This is a genomic window from uncultured Aquimarina sp. (genome assembly GCF_947492965.1).
Taxonomy (GTDB): Bacteria; Bacteroidota; Bacteroidia; order Flavobacteriales; family Flavobacteriaceae; genus Aquimarina.
Genome location: NZ_CANLOZ010000014.1, coordinates 25,478 through 42,040, shown reverse-complemented (window position 1 = coordinate 42,040; position 16,563 = coordinate 25,478). Strand labels below are relative to the sequence as shown.

Here is a 16,563-nt window from a genome sequence, read left to right as displayed (position 1 = left end):
TTAAGTGCAAAAATTCTTAAAACTTTAACACTATTTTCTACAACTTTTTATCAACACAAGAAAGTGAAAACCGTAATTTTAATAAGAACTAGAATAAAGTAGCTCCCTCAGAGGAGTGATTCGGCAAGGTCAGTTGGCTTCCCAATTCTTTATTTAAAAGTTCAATAAAGTACTTAGAGAGTAATGGAGATTCTTTTTCCACATTTTGATGCACAAAAAAATGAATATCTTCTATACCTTGTTCCTTCCAGGATTTTAGTCTTTCTACCCAAACATCTAATCTTCCGTAGTCTGTCTCATGATTAGCTCCTACATAGCGAATGAAAGCCTCTTTATTTGTAAGTCTCATATGTAGTAAATCTCTTCTACCTGCAGAATCGGTAATGATGTTTGCTATGTTATTATCTTCTAAAAGTTGATATAATTCATTTACTACCGAATCATCATTAAACCAATCGGTATGCCTAAATTCGATAGCCAAACGTAATTCTTTCGGCCATCGCTCTACAAAACTCACTACTCTATCGAAATATTTAGGTGCAAAATTACTATGCATTTGTAGAAAAATAGTTCCTAACTTTTCTTTTAAATGAATTGCACTCGCCAAATATTGATCTACATAAGGTTGTACATCATCGTTTAGCCTTTTAAGATGAGATATATTTTGAACTAATTTAGGAAAGAATTTAAAATTCTCCGGTGTTTTATCATACCATTTTTTAAACTGATCTTCAGGAAAAATTCTATAGAAAGTAGCATTCAACTCAATGGAATTAAATTGTCTAGAATAATACTGTAATTCATCTTTGGTTCCTCTCGGGTAGAAGCCTTTTAAATCTTGTTTATTCCATTTGGCACATCCCACATAAATAGAAATTTCTTTGGATATTCCTTTTTCCAAAACTGTTTTGGTATCCTTGTGATCTTTGGGTAACATAAAATTGATTTGCTCAGGATGCTCTACTTTACCAAACTTCATAATTATTTTTTTAAAATATCTTGTAAATAAGTGTAACAAAAATAGGTTTCGAATGTCTAACTTTACAGTAACAATAATAAAAATTTAACAATGAATACTTTAAAATCACTAATCGTAGCTTTAATTATTGCAATTATTGCTCCAGCAAATGCGCAAACTGCTGAGGAAATTGTTTCAAATTATCTTGAAAATACGGGTGGAAAAGAAAATTGGGAAAAATTAGAAGGAGTGGAAATGGTTGGCGTTATGAAAATGCAAGGTATGGAAATCCCATTTGAGCAAGTTTCTACAAAAGATGGAAAACAATTGGTAACCATTGAATTACAAGGTAATCGTATGATATGGTCTGCTTTTGACGGAACTACTTCGTGGCAAAGAAATCAAATGACGATGGAAGCTGAAAAAAGTGATAATGAAGCAACGGAGAATATGAAAAAACAAACAAAAGATTTTCCCGATCCATTTGTAAACTATAAAGAAAAAGGATATACCGTTGAATTAGTTGGAAAAGAGACTATTGATGGTACAGAAACTTTTAAAATCAAGATGACTAAAGATCCAATCGTTGTAGATGGACAATCTACTCCAAATATTGTTCACTATTATTTTGATACTGAAAATTTTGTTCCTATTATCATGGAAACACAGGTTAATGCGGGTCCTATGAAAGGTCAAACAGTTAAAACATCTATTAGTGACTACCAGGAAGTAAACGGAATGTACTTTCCGTTCACTGTTGGAAGTGACTTTACTACAATGAGTTTCAAGGAGATCAAGTTAAATCCTGAAATTGATACTGCTAAATTTGCTTTTCCTGAGAAAAAGTAATTCATACAAAAAGAATACAATCCCCATTTGTTTGGGGATTTTTTTCATTTAAACACAAATCAATCAAGAAAATTATGAATAAAAAATTTATAATTACTGGGCTTAGTATTCTATTTTCTTTTGGAATTCAAGCTCAAGATATAGTTCTAAAAGGCAAAGAACTTTTTGGTAAGTTAGAAGCGCGCCATATTGGTCCTGCGCTTATGAGTGGTAGAATCATTGATTTAGAAAACCACCCTACCAATGATAGAATCATCTATGCGGGTACTGCTGGTGGTGGAGTTTGGAAATCATCTAATGGAGGTGCCAGTTTTGCACCTATGTTCGATGATTATGCACAATCTATAGGTGTTGTATCGATAGATCCCAATGATCCTGATAATACCGTTTGGGTAGGAACAGGAGAAATATGGACGAGAAACAGTGTTTCAATTGGAGACGGTATCTACAAAACAACTGATGGAGGTGCCAATTGGAAAAAAATGGGACTTGAAAATTCTGAAAGAATTAGTAGTATTCAAATCAATCCAAAAAACTCTAATGAAATATATGTGGGTGTTATTGGTGCGTTATGGGGAGATAGTGAAGACCGAGGTGTTTATAAAACAACCGATGGAGGAAAAACATGGAATAAAATCCTTTATGTTAATGAAAGAACTGGTGCCAATGAAGTAATTATGGATCCAAAAGATCCAAATACATTATATGCATCTATGTGGGAATTTAGAAGAACTGCCTGGAATTTTAATTCTGGTGGGCCTAATAGTGCTCTTTATAAATCTACTGACGCAGGGAAAACTTGGAATAAAATCCATAATGGTTTCCCTAAAGGAGATTTAGGAAGATTTGCTATTGCAGTAGCTCCGTCTAATCCAAAAATTGTATACGCTGTAGTAGAAAGTAAAGAAGATAAGGGTTTATATCGTTCTGATGATGCTGGAGCTAGTTGGAAGCTGCTTAATGGAGATTTTGGACTAGTAGTAAGACCTTTTTACTTCGCTAGAATTGTGGTTGACCCGAAGAATCCAGATATTGTAGTTAAAGGTGGATTATCAGGTTCTATATCCAGAGATGGAGGAAAAACCTTTAAAAATCTTGGTAATATGCATTCTGATATTCATGATATTACTTTTGATATCAACAATTCAGATCGAATGTATGTAGGAACTGATGGGGGTGTTTATAGAAGTTGGGATGGTGGCGCTACTTTAGATATAGTAGACAACTTACCGCTATCACAATTTTATCAAATCAGTGTTGATAATGAAGAACCCTATAATATTTATGGAGGATTACAAGATAATGGTTCCTGGTATGGGCCTTCATCTTCTCCTGGTGGTATAGAAGCTCGTGATTGGAAACGTGTTGGAGTTGGAGACGGTTTTAGAGTTTTAAGACATCCAACTAAAAAAATCATCTATTCAGAAATGCAAGGCGCTCAGAACGTTTGGAGATATGATATCGATAAAAACAGCACTAAAAATGTAAAACCACTAGAAGTGAAAGGAAAAGCTGACTTGCGATTTAATTGGAATGCTCCTATCGCGATTAGTGATCACCAACCGGATAGATTATACATAGGTAGTCAATTTTTACATATAAGTGAGGATATGGGAGATAATTGGAAAATCATTTCTCCTGATCTTACTACTAACGACCCGACTAAACAAGATAAAGAATCAGGTGGTATTTCTACCGATAAATCTGGTGCAGAAACTCATACGACAATATTTACCATCGCAGAATCTCCGTTGGATGAAAAAATTATCTGGGTAGGAACCGATGATGGTAATGTGCAAGTTACACAAGATGGCGGAAAGACTTGGACCAATACAACTCCTAACCTGCAAGGAGTACCAAAGAATACTTGGGTATACCATATAGAAGCTAGTAGTCATGCTAAAGGAACTGCTTATGCTGTTTTTGATGGTCACGCTCAAAACGATATGAAACCTTATGTTTACAAAACATCAGATTTTGGCAAGACTTGGAAATCATTAGTTACTGATGACATTATAGGCTTTGCAAGAAATATACAAGAAGACTATGAAAATGAAGATCTTCTTTATTTAGGTACCGAATTTGGATTATTTATAACAATAGATGGGGGAAAGAATTGGTCTCGATTTACTAATAATATGCCTGCAACTGCAGTTCATTTTATAGATTTACAGAAAAAAACAAATGATCTAGTATTAGGGACTCATGGAAGAGGTGTTATTATTATTGATGACATCTCACCATTAAGGCAGATTAATCAGGAGGTTCTTAAAAAAGATGTACATTTCTTTACTACAAAACCAGGTATTATAAAAGAAGAAGGTGGTTTTGGTGGTGGAAGTACAGAACTACAATTTGTGGGAAGCAATCCATCTTCAGCTGGACAGATTATATATTATTTAAAGAAAAGACACACGTTTGGAAAAATGACCTTGTCTATCCAGGATAATCAAGGGAATGAAATCGTTTCCCTTGTGCCTGGTAAATCTAAAGGAATTAACATTGTAAATTGGAACTACAGAACTAAAGCTCCGAAGGTAGCAGCGGGTAAATCTTATACTGCTGGGGGATTTACTGCCCCAAGAGCTTCTGCAGGAACTTACAAGATAGTACTTAAAAAAGGTAAAAACTCCTATGAAAGTTCTATAACAGTTAAAAATGATCCAAATTCTGAAGTAAGTGATACCGATCGTGCTGCTCAGGCTAAAACTACAAAGGAACTTTACAATGATATGGAAGAACTTGCATACTTAGTATATCAGATTAATCAGACAATCAACAAAGCTGAAAAGGTTAAAAAAGATGATCCTAAATCAACTAAAGTTTCCGATGCTTTAATCAAAGAGTTAACTACTCTTAAAGAATCTCTGGTAGTAACAACTGGTGATAATTACGTTGCTGAAGCTGAACCTCAATTAAGAGAAAAGCTCGCACTATTATATAGTGAAGTTGCAAATTTGTATGAAAAGCCTTCTTCATCTCAAATTGAGAATAAAGGTGTATTAGAAAAAAAATTAAATGATGCTAAAGCAACCTATCAAAAAATAGAAAGCAAACAATTGGCTAAATTCAATAAGTATTTAGAAAAAAATAGTATTAAGCCAGTTGAAATGAAAACTAAAAAAGAATTCATTAGCAAATAACATCATTTATCTATCGAATTATAAGAGAGCTCCATTATGGAGCTCTTTCTTATTTATAAATGTTCATAAATGGTTTAAAACTCTACATATACTTCTTAATTTTGGATAAAACTATTCAGTATTTTTAGTAAACGCTCTTTATTATGGAAAACAGGGAATCAAATTTACTGGCGATTAGGCCTCAAATTTTAAATGCCAGAGTGACTGAAAATATGTCAGAAGACGAACAATTTCAGAACAAGACTATTCGGCCCATTATTAAATTACAAAATGAATTATTAATTGAAGTGTTTAGAAATTATATCAAAAAAAGAAAAAACACTTTTTATGAATTATCTGTTGAAAAAAGACTGCTTTACATTGAAAATGCAGTTCAAAAAGATATGAAATTCAGAAATAGCCTTAAAGGAATGATCATTGGTCAATTTACTGTCGATGAATATTTGATTTACATTAAAAATTCATCCGCATTGAATAAAAGAATGATGAATATTGTTAGAGAAAGATTGCAAAGTAATCTTCAGTTACTAGAAAAACCTCTAGCGGTACATTAATAAAAAAAAAGAGCGAATCTAATTGATTCGCTCTTTTTTTTATCTATAATAACTAGAAGAATTTAGTTGCCTCCCTCTAAAGCTTTTAACTTATTTTTCATATCCTCTGCCTTAGGATCATCTAATTGGTAGAAGATTTGCATTAGCGTTCTAACCGCTTCTACATTATCAGGCTTAGATTGTAGAGCTCCTTCTAAATAAGGAACAGCTTTTCTATATAAATCTTGTTTTTGTTTCTTAAGAACATCAAATCTTTTATAATCTGCTGCAGAACCACCAAGACTATTCATTTCTTCATTTAATGCAGTTTCTCCACTTAATATAATCGCGGCAATATTAATTTGCGCAGAACTATAATCAGGCTTAATCTCCAATGCCTTTTCGTAGTACTTAATTGCTTGCTCATTATCTCCTAAACGAGAAGCACTAACTCCTAAGTTATATAAAAGGTTTGGATTTTCAGGATCATTAGCAACAATTGCTTGCATTAACTCCTGATACTTTTCTAAATTACCTAACTTATAGAACATGTTCGCTTCTTCTTGCATTAAAGCAGGATCATTAGGATTCTGAGCTTTTGCAGCTTCCATAGCTTTTATTGCTTCCTCATCTTTACCTTGTGTAATGTAGATAAGTGCAATGTTTTTAGTAATCTCTGCTTGTCTCGACTTCGTCTTTGTTACTTCTGGCTTAATATGTGTACCAGCTTTTACAGAAAAATCTCTTAACTCTTTAGATTCAAAAGGATCTACCTCACCAGTTTCTTTATTCACTGCTGTGTATTTGTTCTCAATACCTTTATAACCAACCTCAATCAACTCGTTATAGTATTTTAAAGCATTGTCATAATCCTTTCCATTTACAGCATTAGAAGCCGCAAAGTAAAGATATGCTGTATCTTTTTTCTGAGTCTTATACCCTAAGTATAGCTTTTCTGCAGCGGCTAAATTATCTCCTGCATTCTGGTCTGCTACTGCCTGCTCTACTAGAGATTGGCGTAAGGTTTGCAATGCAGTATTCGCTTGAGCTGAAAATTTCTTTCCTCCTGAAGCTTCTTCAATCTCTACCACTTTAGTATAAGCATTAGCTGCTTCTTCAAATTTAGTTAGAGACTTATCTGGAGAAGCTGCAGTAGCTTGTCCTTTTAATAAATAATATTGCGCTTTAAGCTTATCTTCTGCAGTTTCTATTTGCCCTTCTGCTGCTTTAAGTGCCTCATTGGCAACTTCTAAGTCACCAGACTTTAGTGCCTTCTTTGCAGCATTTAAAGCTTTCTTTTGTGAAAATCCTAGTGCACTAACTGTTAAAAAAAGTGCCAAGATAAATTTAGTTCTCATTACTCGTTTTTTTATGGGATTCTTTGTTATTCTTCTTTTGTTTCATCAATTGCTGTGCCATCATTGGCATCATTTCCATTTTGCAAAGATATATCAATTTCTTCAATATTCTCATCTATATTATCAACATCCTCTTCTTCTTGCATAACTTTTGCTACTGCAGCAATAGAATCTTTCCCCTTCAGATTTATTAATCGAACCCCTTGAGTAGCTCTTCCCATAACTCTCAGATCTTCTACAGAAAGTCTTATAGCAATTCCTGATTTATTGATAATCATGAGGTCGTCAGCGTCTGTTACATTTTTAATAGCAACTAGTTTTCCAGTTTTATCAGTAACGGATATTGTTTTAACCCCTTTTCCTCCTCTATTCGTAATTCTATAATCTTCTAAACTAGAACGCTTTCCGTAACCGTTTTCAGAAACAACAAGAATATTACTTTCCATATCATTTACAGCTACCATACCAATTACTTCGTCATTATCATCCGCCAAGCGAATTCCTCTAACTCCAGAAGCACCTCTACCCATAGGTCTAGTTTTCTCTTCTTCGAAACGTATAGCTTTACCAGATTTTACAGCAAGCATTACCTGGCTTTTACCATTTGTTAATTTCGCTTCAAGTAATTCGTCATCGTCCTTAATCGTAATCGCATTAATACCATTAGTTCTTGGCCTAGAATATTGCTCTAACAAGGTCTTTTTAACTTGACCTTTTTTAGTAGCCATGATGACATAATGGGAATTGATATACTCCTCATCTTTAAGATCCTGAGTACAAATAAAGGCTTTAACCTTATCATCATTTTCAATATTGATAAGATTTTGTATGGCTCTACCTTTAGAAGTTTTACTTCCTTCTGGTATTTCGTAAACACGCATCCAAAAACATTTTCCTTTTTGGGTAAAGAATAACATATATTGGTGATTCGTACCCACAAAAAGATGCTCTAAGAAATCTTCATTACGCGTAGTACTACCTTTTTGACCTACTCCTCCTCTATTTTGTTTCTTATATTCAGTAAGAGACGTTCTTTTTATATATCCTGCATGAGAAATTGTAATTACCACTTTCTCATTAGGAATCATATCTTCAATACTAAGATCTCCTCCAGCGTATTCTATTTGAGAACGACGATCATCACCATACTTTTCTTTCACTTCGAGAAGTTCTTCTTTGATGATATCCATTCGACGTTCTTTCTTATCAAGAATATCTTTAAGATCTTCGATAGTCTTCATTAATTCCTCATACTCCGCGCGCAGCTTGTCTTGCTCTAATCCTGTCAGTTGACGTAAACGCATTTCAACAATCGCTTTCGCCTGAATTTCAGTAAGCTTGAATCGTTTAATCAACTTCTCTCTCGCTTCGTCTGCATTTGAAGATGCCCTAATTAATTTAATTACCTCATCGATATTATCTGAAGCAATTATTAATCCTTCTAGTATATGAGCTCTCTCTTCTGCCTTTCTTAATTCATATTTTGTTCTTCGCACAACCACATCGTGTCTGTGTTCTACGAAATAATGAATCATATCTTTTACATTCAACAACTGAGGTCTTCCCTGAACTAGTGCAATATTATTTACACTAAATGAAGATTGTAAGGCAGTATACTTATATAGAAGATTCAATACAATATTAGGAATCGCATCTCTTTTAAGGATGTATACAATTCGCATCCCTTTTCTATCAGATTCATCTCTAATAGAGGAAATTCCATCAATTTTCTTATCGTTGATAAGGTCTGCTGTTTTCTTAATCATGTCTGCCTTATTTACCTGATAAGGTATTTCAGACACAATAATACATTCTCTTCCATTTACCTCTTCAAAACTTGCTTTGGCTCGCATTACGATTCTACCTCTACCAGTTTTAAAAGCCTCTCTTACTCCATCATAACCATATATAATTCCACCGGTAGGAAAATCTGGTGCTTTTATATGTTGTATGAGTTCATCAATCTCAATATCGTTATTATCGATATAAGCGATTGTTCCGTCTACAACCTCGCTTAGGTTATGAGGAGGCATATTAGTTGCCATACCTACTGCAATACCCGAAGCCCCGTTAATTAATAATCCAGGAACTCTACTTGGTAATACAGTTGGTTCTTGCAAAGTATCATCGAAGTTGAACGTATGATCTACTGTTTCCTTTTCGATATCTGCAAGCATATCTTCAGAAATCTTTCGCATTCTAGCCTCTGTATATCGCATTGCTGCTGGGCTATCTCCATCGACGGATCCAAAGTTACCTTGACCATCTACTAACATGTATCGTAAACTCCATTCCTGAGCCATACGAACCATTGTGTCATATACCGAAGTATCACCATGTGGGTGATATTTACCTAGTACTTCCCCTACTATTCTGGCTGACTTTTTATGAGCACTATTTGCTCTTACACCTAACTCATACATACCGTAGAGAACTCTCCTGTGTACAGGCTTGAGTCCATCTCTAACATCCGGAAGTGCTCGTGATACGATCACAGACATTGAATAATCAATGTAAGCAGACTTCATCTCATCTTCTATGTTGATAGGTATTAGCTTTTCTCCTTCTGCCATAAAAATTATTTTATTCTAAAATTGATTTTATTAAACGCGCTAATTTAAGTAAATTAAGACGGTTTTAACAGCATATAGTCTTTGTAATATACGTAATTTATTAACAACTTAAACGACCCAAATGGTTAATAAGTCAATATATATACATTTTGATTATTAATCCTTTTTTCGTCTATTTACTCGGAAAACAAAAAAGTTTTTTGTCATTTTCTAAAACTTGACATATTTAAATATCTTTTTTTGAAAAAAGTATGACACAAGTTGGATATTATGTCAGCTTATTTGTAAAGTATGGTTAAAAGGAATAGTTTTTGACAAAGTAATTTTAAAAATTACTATATTTAGTAATAAAGAACACAGAGAAAAAGAAAGAAGCTAATTATATGGATGATAATTTTTCACCAAGAGTAAAAGATGTTATCGCTTACAGTAAAGAAGAAGCCTTAAGATTAGGGCATGACTTTATTGGCACGGAACATCTTATGTTAGGACTGTTGCGAGATGGAAGTGGAAAAGCAATTAGTATACTTGATGCGTTAGATATAGATTTAACGAATTTGAGAAGAAAAGTTGAAATTCTAAGCCCCGCAAACCCCAATGTAGCAATTGCTACTAACGAAAAAAAGAACTTACATTTAACAAGACAAGCCGAAAGAGCTTTAAAAACAACTTTTTTGGAAGCAAAGTTATTCCAAAGCTCATCGATTAATACCGCTCACTTGTTATTATGTATATTAAGAAACGAAAACGACCCTACTACTAAGTTACTTAACAAACTTAAAGTAGATTATGATAATGTTAAAGATCAATTTAAATTTATGATTGCTAACGAAGACGAATACACAGAAGGTCCAAAAGCTGAATCATTTTCTGATGATGATGATGATATGGCGGGAGATGCTTCAAAAGAAAATCCTTTTAATTCACCAACTGGTGGTGCTAAAACCAATAAAAAATCTAAGACACCTGTATTAGATAATTTTGGAAGAGACCTTACTGCTATGGCAGAAGAAGGAAAATTAGATCCTGTTGTTGGTAGAACGAAGGAAATTGAAAGAGTTTCTCAAATACTCAGTAGAAGAAAGAAAAACAACCCTCTTCTTATTGGAGAACCTGGTGTTGGAAAATCAGCTATAGCTGAGGGACTGGCGCTACGAATAGTTAAGAGAAAAGTTTCTCGAATCCTTTTCGATAAGCGTGTTGTTACTCTAGATTTAGCCAGTTTAGTTGCTGGCACCAAGTATAGAGGACAGTTTGAAGAACGTATGAAAGCTGTTATGAATGAATTAGAGAAGAATGATGATATTATTCTTTTCATAGATGAAATTCATACGATCGTTGGTGCAGGAGGCGCTACTGGAAGCCTTGACGCGTCCAATATGTTCAAACCTGCTCTAGCAAGAGGAGAAATACAATGTATTGGTGCAACAACCTTAGATGAGTATAGACAATACATCGAAAAAGATGGTGCCTTAGAAAGACGTTTCCAAAAAGTTATAGTTGAACCTACTAACATTGAGGAAACCATAGAAATACTTAATAACATTAAGGAAAAATATGAAGAGCATCATAATGTAAGTTATACGGACAGTGCTATTGAAGCTTGCGTAAAACTTACGAATAGATATATGACTGATCGCTTCCTACCAGACAAAGCAATTGATGCTTTAGATGAGGCTGGTTCTCGAGTTCATATTACTAATATCGATGTTCCTAAAAAGATTTTAGATCTAGAAAAAAAGCTGGAAGAGGTTAGAGAGCTTAAGAATAGCGTTGTCAAAAAACAAAAATATGAAGAAGCTGCTAAGCTAAGGGATGATGAAAAAAATCTCGAAAAAGAATTAGCACAAGCGCAGGAGCAATGGGAAAAAGACTCCAAACTTCATAAAGAAACTGTAGATGAAGAAAATGTAGCAGATGTAGTTTCCATGATGACCGGAATTCCTGTAAATAGAATAGCGCAAACCGAAAGCAACAAACTTGCTGAATTACCAAATCTAATAAAAGGTAAAGTAATTGGTCAAGACGAAGCAGTTTCTAAAGTTGTAAAAGCTATCCAGCGTAATCGTGCTGGCTTAAAAGACCCTAACAAACCAATAGGTTCATTTATTTTCTTAGGTCAAACAGGAGTAGGAAAAACACAATTAGCAAAAGTATTAGCCAAAGAGCTTTTTGATAGTGAAGACACACTAATCAGAATAGACATGAGTGAATACATGGAGAAATTCGCAGTTTCCAGGCTTATTGGTGCTCCTCCAGGATATGTAGGATACGAAGAAGGTGGACAACTTACAGAAAAAGTGAGAAGAAAACCTTATGCAGTTGTATTACTTGATGAAATCGAGAAAGCGCATCCTGATGTTTTCAATATGATGTTGCAAGTTCTTGATGATGGATATTTAACTGATAGTCTTGGACGCAAAATTGATTTTAGAAATGCGATCATTATCATGACCTCAAATATCGGAGCTCGTAAACTTAAAGATTTTGGACAAGGTGTTGGTTTTGGAACTACAGCTAAGAAAACGCAATCTGATAGTTATGCTAAAGGAGTTATTGAAAATGCTTTGAAAAAAGCTTTTGCACCAGAATTCTTAAATAGAGTTGACGATGTAATCGTATTCAATGCTCTTGAAAGAGAAGATATCCATAAAATCATCGATATAGAATTACAGAAACTATATGGAAGAATTAAAGGATTAGGATATGATTTATCTCTAAGCGAAAAAGCTAAGGATTATATCACCGAAAAAGGTTTTGATAAGCAATATGGTGCGAGACCATTAAAAAGAGCTATCCAAAAATACATTGAAGATGCATTGGCTGAAGAAATTATCAATGCACAACTACAGGAAGGAGACAGTATCTTTATGGATTTAGACGATGATTCTAATGAATTAACCATAAGAATCGATAAAACCGAAGAATCTACCGAATCTTAAAACCATTTCTATCTAGAAAAAGGAAAGAACTGAAATATTATAAATTATACTATAAAAAGACCTCTTTTAATCAAGAGGTCTTTTTTCTTGGTTGATCATCGCCAAAACTTACAATTCACTTCAGGCTAGCATTTCTAGCAACCTAAACACTTCTTAAAATTTAGGAACACTTTTCGAATTACGGAAAAAACTTACTTTTTCATACTTTAAAAACATATCTTTACTTGAAACAAACAAAAACTAATGATTACCTTTTATAAAACAGATTTTGGTCTGGCAGAGATATATGATAACTACATGAGAGTAGTCATCAACGAAGGAATCACAGTATCCCCTGAAGACAATAATACACTTTTAGAAATGGTCGAAAATCATTTCCAAAACAAACCTTTTGTATATATTTCTCATAGAATACACTCCTACGCTATCAATCCGACCGTATATTTTGAAACAGCAAAAATCAAAACACTAGTTGGCCTTGCAGTAGTTTCCGATAGCCCGCTTCAAATAAACCAAACACAAATAGAAAAAACATTCTTTAATAAAGAACTTAAACACTTTCATGATATGGAATCTGCATTAATCTGGAAAGAGGAACTTCTTAAAAAACAAGATTAAAGCATTTGAAACTACCGTAAAAGTGACTCATAAACAAAGAATACAAACAAGGGAAAAATCCCAAAATTTTATTTAAAAAACTATAGTTTTTAAATCCTAAACTATATATTTGCTCCACCTAAAATACCCCTAATGATTAACACTTATCAACTAAATTTTGGGCTTATCGAAATTTATGATGATTATATCAAATCTATTATAAATGAAGGAATAACCATAACCCCAAAACACAACAATGTTTTACTAGAAATGGTAGAAAAGCATTTTAAAAACAAACCATTTTTATATATTACTCATCGTATTAATTCTTATGCTGTAGATCCTACCATATATTTAGAAACTACAAAGATCTGCAACTTATTGGGATTTGCTGTGGTATCTAAAGATCCTTTACAAGAAAAACAAATCAAACTTGAGCAAGCTTTTTTTAGTAAAGAATTAAAAAGGTTTGATGATATGGAATCAGCTTTAATATGGAAGGATGAATTACTACAAGATTACTCCAATTCATTAGTTTGAAAATTCCCCAAAATTTCAAAACAAAGAAAATTTCAAATTTTCATAAGTAATAGTTTTGTTGTAAATTATACTAAATTAACCATACTTAAATAATAGTTTTGAAATGAAATATGACAAAATACTATGATTTAGGTTTCGCTAAAGTAGAAATACACCAAGATTATCTTAAAAATACAATTTCAGAAGGCTTTTTGGTCATGCCTGAACACAACAATCTACTATTAGAATTTGTTATAAAATATTTTAACAACAAACCATTTATTTACATTTCCAACAGGATAAACAATTATGCAGTAGACCCTACTGTCTATCATGAAACTACAAAAATTGACACCTTAAAAGGTATTGCAATCGTGTCAAAAAACCATAGGCAAAAAAAACTGACAGAGCTGGAAAGTAAATTTTTTAATAAAGAAATAGCATACTTCAATAACCTAAAAGAAGCTTTAAAATGGAAAAACAAAATATTAAATAGTTTATGAATTAATAAAATAATTCATTTATTTTATACAACATTGAGAAAACTCCCCACATGATTAGATCTTACGAATTAGATTTTTGCGACTTAGAAATACATGATGATTATGTATTAGCCACAATGCACGAAGGGATTGTGGTTTCGGTCGAAAATAACGCTATCCTAATAAGAATAGCTGAGAAGCATTTTAAAAACACCCCTTTTGTCTATATAACAAATAGAATCAATTCGTATTCGGTAGATCCAATTGTATATATCAAAACCGCAAAAATTCCTTCTCTTTTAGGGTTTGCAGTGGTATCAAATGATCCAATTCAAAAAACCCTAACCAAATACGAAAAGAAGTTCTTTAAAAAAGAATTTAAGAGATTTGATGATTTGGAATCAGCTTTAACTTGGAAAGATCAATTGATAAAAAAACATCCTTATAAAACAATAACTCCAAAGGAAAAACAAAAAAAGAGCATCAAATGACGCCCTTTTTATAAAAGTTTTGTGTTTTTTTACTTTGCTATATTTACAGCCCTGGTTTCTCTTATCACTGTAATTTTAACTTGTCCTGGATAGGTCATATCCGTTTGTATTTTCTGAGAAATTTCAAATGACAGACTAGCAGCCCTTTCGTCATTTACTTTTTCGCTTTCAACAATTACACGCAATTCTCGACCAGCTTGTATCGCATAAGCTTTCTTAACTCCACTAAATCCAAATGCGATGTCTTCCAGATCTTTTAATCGTTGGATATAGGAATCTAACACCTGTCTACGTGCACCTGGCCTAGCACCACTAATAGCATCACACACCTGAACAATTGGTGATATCAATGCTGTCATTTCGATTTCATCATGGTGAGCACCTATCGCATTGCATACATCAGGTTTTTCCCCATACTTCTCTGCCCATTGCATTCCTAAGATAGCATGAGGTACTTCTGTTTCTGTATCTGGCACTTTACCTATGTCATGCAACAAACCAGCTCGCTTTGCTAATTTAGGATTAAGCCCTAACTCCGCAGCCATCACACCACAAAGCTTAGCCACTTCTCTAGAGTGTTGCAGTAAATTCTGGCCATACGAGGAGCGGTATTTCATTCTCCCCACAGTTTTTATAAGCTCAGGATGCAATCCATGAATACCAAGATCGATAACGGTTCTCTTACCTACTTCGATAATTTCTTCATCGATCTGCTTTCTTGTCTTTTTTACTATTTCTTCAATTCTAGCAGGATGTATTCTACCATCCGTAACTAATTTATGTAAAGAAAGTCTAGCAACTTCTCTTCGCACAGAATCAAAACATGATAAAATAATCGCTTCCGGTGTATCGTCTACAATAATTTCTACACCCGTAGCTGCCTCAATAGCTCTAATATTTCGACCTTCACGTCCAATAATACGTCCTTTTACATCATCACTTTCAATATTAAATACAGATACACAATTTTCAATAGCTTCTTCTGTACCGATTCTTTGGATCGTATTAATAATAACTTTCTTAGCTTCTTGTTGTGCAGTAAGCTTAGCCTCTTCTATCGTATCTTGAATTAATGCCATAGAATCTGTTTTGGCTTGTTCTTTTAACGATTCTATAAGCTGATCTTTTGCTTCATCAGCAGACAGCCCTGATATTACTTCTAATTGCTGTACCTGACTCTTATGAAGCTTTTTTAATTCTCCTTGCTTCTTCTCAAGATAGTCATTCCTATGATTATAATCTTTAATCTTCTGCTCTAATTCTGCGTTTAACTTCTTGCCTTTTGAAAGTTCATTAGAAACCTGTGATTCTTTATCTCTTGTCCTTTTTTCGGCTTCTGCCATCTTCTTATCTCGAGATAAAATTACTTTTTCATGCTCCGATTTAAGCTCTATAAACTTCTCCTTTGCCTGAAGAATTTTATCTTTCTTAATTGTTTCTCCTTCGCTTTTAGCATCTCTTATAATACTCTGCGAAGTCTTTTTTGCGTTTTTGACAATTTCTGAGGCTTTGTTGCGCTCCAATACTTTAGCGATAATAAAACCTATCACTAAACCTGCAACCGCAGCAATAATCAAAAATATAATGTTATCCATAATTCTAGTTAGTGTTTATATATAAAAAAAGCCTGCACTAGCTTGGGTTTTGTATAAACTCTGTAAAAACAGGTTTAGGGCTAACAAGCTGGTCAAGGATCCGTGAAACTGAAAAAATCAGCACGGCTTGCTTTTACAACTTAAACTCACCCTTTTTAAAATAATTCTTGTTGAGTTTATCAAAAAATAACAACTAGTGCAGGCAGTAACCTTATTTATTTTAATGAACGTTTATGATAGATGATCTTGCAACAAATCATTTAAGGCATTAAGCCTTCCTGTTACATTTATTTCATCACTATCTTTATCTATAACCTTTTGTTCTACTTGTGCAGCAAACTGTAAAGCACACATTGCCAATACATCTTGCTTATCTCTAACAGCATAACTTTGCTCAAATTGCTTAATCATGGCTTCAATCTTCTTAGCAGCCTTACGCAAGCCTTCTTCTTGATCTGGCTTGATCGTTAATGGATATACTCTATCCGCAACTGATAATTTGATTTTTAATTTGTCTGCCATG

The 16,563-nt window shown here is 33.5% G+C and carries 13 protein-coding genes and 1 other RNA gene; 8 read left to right on the top strand and 6 right to left on the bottom strand.

Annotated features, from left to right (window positions below):
* Positions 1 to 88 precede the first annotated feature (88 nt).
* A complete protein-coding gene (locus Q1B37_RS22665) occupies positions 89 to 979 on the bottom strand; it encodes a DUF72 domain-containing protein (RefSeq protein WP_299902862.1) in 891 nt (296 codons plus the stop codon).
* Between the two features lie 90 nt (positions 980 to 1,069).
* Between Q1B37_RS22665 and Q1B37_RS22660 the strand changes: the two genes are divergently transcribed.
* The 3 genes from Q1B37_RS22660 (at position 1,070) to Q1B37_RS22650 (ending at position 5,504) form a co-directional block, all read left to right on the top strand.
* On the top strand, positions 1,070 to 1,807 hold the full coding sequence (locus tag Q1B37_RS22660) for an outer membrane lipoprotein-sorting protein (protein WP_299600144.1): 738 nt from the start codon (positions 1,070 to 1,072) through the stop codon (positions 1,805 to 1,807).
* A gap of 74 nt (positions 1,808 to 1,881) precedes the next feature.
* Complete coding sequence (locus Q1B37_RS22655) at positions 1,882 to 4,950, top strand: hypothetical protein (RefSeq protein ID WP_299902859.1); 3,069 nt, start codon at positions 1,882 to 1,884, stop codon at positions 4,948 to 4,950.
* A gap of 143 nt (positions 4,951 to 5,093) precedes the next feature.
* On the top strand, positions 5,094 to 5,504 hold the full coding sequence (locus tag Q1B37_RS22650) for a glyoxalase (RefSeq protein ID WP_299600138.1): 411 nt from the start codon (positions 5,094 to 5,096) through the stop codon (positions 5,502 to 5,504).
* A gap of 62 nt (positions 5,505 to 5,566) precedes the next feature.
* On the opposite strand, the gene Q1B37_RS22645 is transcribed toward Q1B37_RS22650, so the two are convergent.
* Positions 5,567 to 6,841, bottom strand: coding sequence for a tetratricopeptide repeat protein (locus Q1B37_RS22645; protein WP_299902856.1), 1,275 nt, complete (start codon positions 6,839 to 6,841; stop codon positions 5,567 to 5,569).
* A 26-nt stretch (positions 6,842 to 6,867) separates the two neighbouring features.
* Positions 6,868 to 9,414 (bottom strand): DNA gyrase subunit A, encoded by a 2,547-nt coding sequence (gene gyrA / locus Q1B37_RS22640; protein ID WP_299600132.1) that lies wholly within the window; start codon positions 9,412 to 9,414, stop codon positions 6,868 to 6,870.
* Positions 9,415 to 9,797: 383 nt separating this feature from the next.
* Here gyrA and Q1B37_RS22635 point away from each other — a divergent pair, with 383 nt between their 5' ends.
* The 5 genes from Q1B37_RS22635 (at position 9,798) to Q1B37_RS22615 (ending at position 14,445) form a co-directional block, all read left to right on the top strand.
* Positions 9,798 to 12,356, top strand: a complete 2,559-nt coding sequence (locus Q1B37_RS22635; protein WP_299600130.1) for an ATP-dependent Clp protease ATP-binding subunit — start codon at positions 9,798 to 9,800, stop codon at positions 12,354 to 12,356.
* Positions 12,357 to 12,599: 243 nt separating this feature from the next.
* Positions 12,600 to 12,974 carry a hypothetical protein gene (locus Q1B37_RS22630; RefSeq protein WP_299902853.1) on the top strand — a complete coding sequence of 125 codons (375 nt, stop codon included), beginning with the start codon at positions 12,600 to 12,602 and terminating at the stop codon, positions 12,972 to 12,974.
* A 132-nt stretch (positions 12,975 to 13,106) separates the two neighbouring features.
* The gene (locus tag Q1B37_RS22625) at positions 13,107 to 13,493 is read left to right on the top strand and encodes a hypothetical protein (protein WP_299902850.1); all 387 of its coding nucleotides are present in this window, start codon (positions 13,107 to 13,109) and stop codon (positions 13,491 to 13,493) included.
* 110 nt (positions 13,494 to 13,603) lie between these two features.
* The gene (locus Q1B37_RS22620; protein ID WP_299600124.1) at positions 13,604 to 13,975 is read left to right on the top strand and encodes an STAS/SEC14 domain-containing protein; all 372 of its coding nucleotides are present in this window, start codon (positions 13,604 to 13,606) and stop codon (positions 13,973 to 13,975) included.
* A 50-nt stretch (positions 13,976 to 14,025) separates the two neighbouring features.
* Positions 14,026 to 14,445, top strand: coding sequence for a hypothetical protein (locus Q1B37_RS22615; protein ID WP_299600122.1), 420 nt, complete (start codon positions 14,026 to 14,028; stop codon positions 14,443 to 14,445).
* 29 nt (positions 14,446 to 14,474) lie between these two features.
* Here Q1B37_RS22615 and rny read toward each other — a convergent pair whose 3' ends face one another.
* The 3 genes from rny to Q1B37_RS22600 form a co-directional block, all read right to left on the bottom strand.
* Positions 14,475 to 16,040 carry a ribonuclease Y gene (gene rny, locus Q1B37_RS22610; protein ID WP_299600120.1) on the bottom strand — a complete coding sequence of 522 codons (1,566 nt, stop codon included), beginning with the start codon at positions 16,038 to 16,040 and terminating at the stop codon, positions 14,475 to 14,477.
* A 55-nt stretch (positions 16,041 to 16,095) separates the two neighbouring features.
* A non-coding RNA gene (ssrS, locus tag Q1B37_RS22605) (6S RNA) lies at positions 16,096 to 16,216 on the bottom strand.
* Positions 16,217 to 16,271: 55 nt separating this feature from the next.
* Positions 16,272 to 16,562, bottom strand: coding sequence for a cell division protein ZapA (locus Q1B37_RS22600; protein WP_299600118.1), 291 nt, complete (start codon positions 16,560 to 16,562; stop codon positions 16,272 to 16,274).
* Between the last annotated feature and the right edge of the window lies 1 nt (position 16,563).

Excerpts from the sequence above, each read along its gene's own strand:
- Q1B37_RS22665 (WP_299902862.1), bottom strand. The coding sequence starts at position 979 with ATGAAGTTTGGTAAAGTAGAGCATCCTGAGCAAATCAATTTTATGTTA.
- Q1B37_RS22660 (WP_299600144.1), top strand. The coding sequence starts at position 1,070 with ATGAATACTTTAAAATCACTAATCGTAGCTTTAATTATTGCAATTATT.
- Q1B37_RS22655 (WP_299902859.1), top strand. The coding sequence starts at position 1,882 with ATGAATAAAAAATTTATAATTACTGGGCTTAGTATTCTATTTTCTTTT.
- Q1B37_RS22650 (WP_299600138.1), top strand. The coding sequence starts at position 5,094 with ATGGAAAACAGGGAATCAAATTTACTGGCGATTAGGCCTCAAATTTTA.
- Q1B37_RS22645 (WP_299902856.1), bottom strand. The coding sequence starts at position 6,841 with ATGAGAACTAAATTTATCTTGGCACTTTTTTTAACAGTTAGTGCACTA.
- gyrA (WP_299600132.1), bottom strand. The coding sequence starts at position 9,414 with ATGGCAGAAGGAGAAAAGCTAATACCTATCAACATAGAAGATGAGATG.
- Q1B37_RS22635 (WP_299600130.1), top strand. The coding sequence starts at position 9,798 with ATGGATGATAATTTTTCACCAAGAGTAAAAGATGTTATCGCTTACAGT.
- Q1B37_RS22630 (WP_299902853.1), top strand. The coding sequence starts at position 12,600 with ATGATTACCTTTTATAAAACAGATTTTGGTCTGGCAGAGATATATGAT.
- Q1B37_RS22625 (WP_299902850.1), top strand. The coding sequence starts at position 13,107 with ATGATTAACACTTATCAACTAAATTTTGGGCTTATCGAAATTTATGAT.
- Q1B37_RS22620 (WP_299600124.1), top strand. The coding sequence starts at position 13,604 with ATGACAAAATACTATGATTTAGGTTTCGCTAAAGTAGAAATACACCAA.
- Q1B37_RS22615 (WP_299600122.1), top strand. The coding sequence starts at position 14,026 with ATGATTAGATCTTACGAATTAGATTTTTGCGACTTAGAAATACATGAT.
- rny (WP_299600120.1), bottom strand. The coding sequence starts at position 16,040 with ATGGATAACATTATATTTTTGATTATTGCTGCGGTTGCAGGTTTAGTG.
- Q1B37_RS22600 (WP_299600118.1), bottom strand. The coding sequence starts at position 16,562 with ATGGCAGACAAATTAAAAATCAAATTATCAGTTGCGGATAGAGTATAT.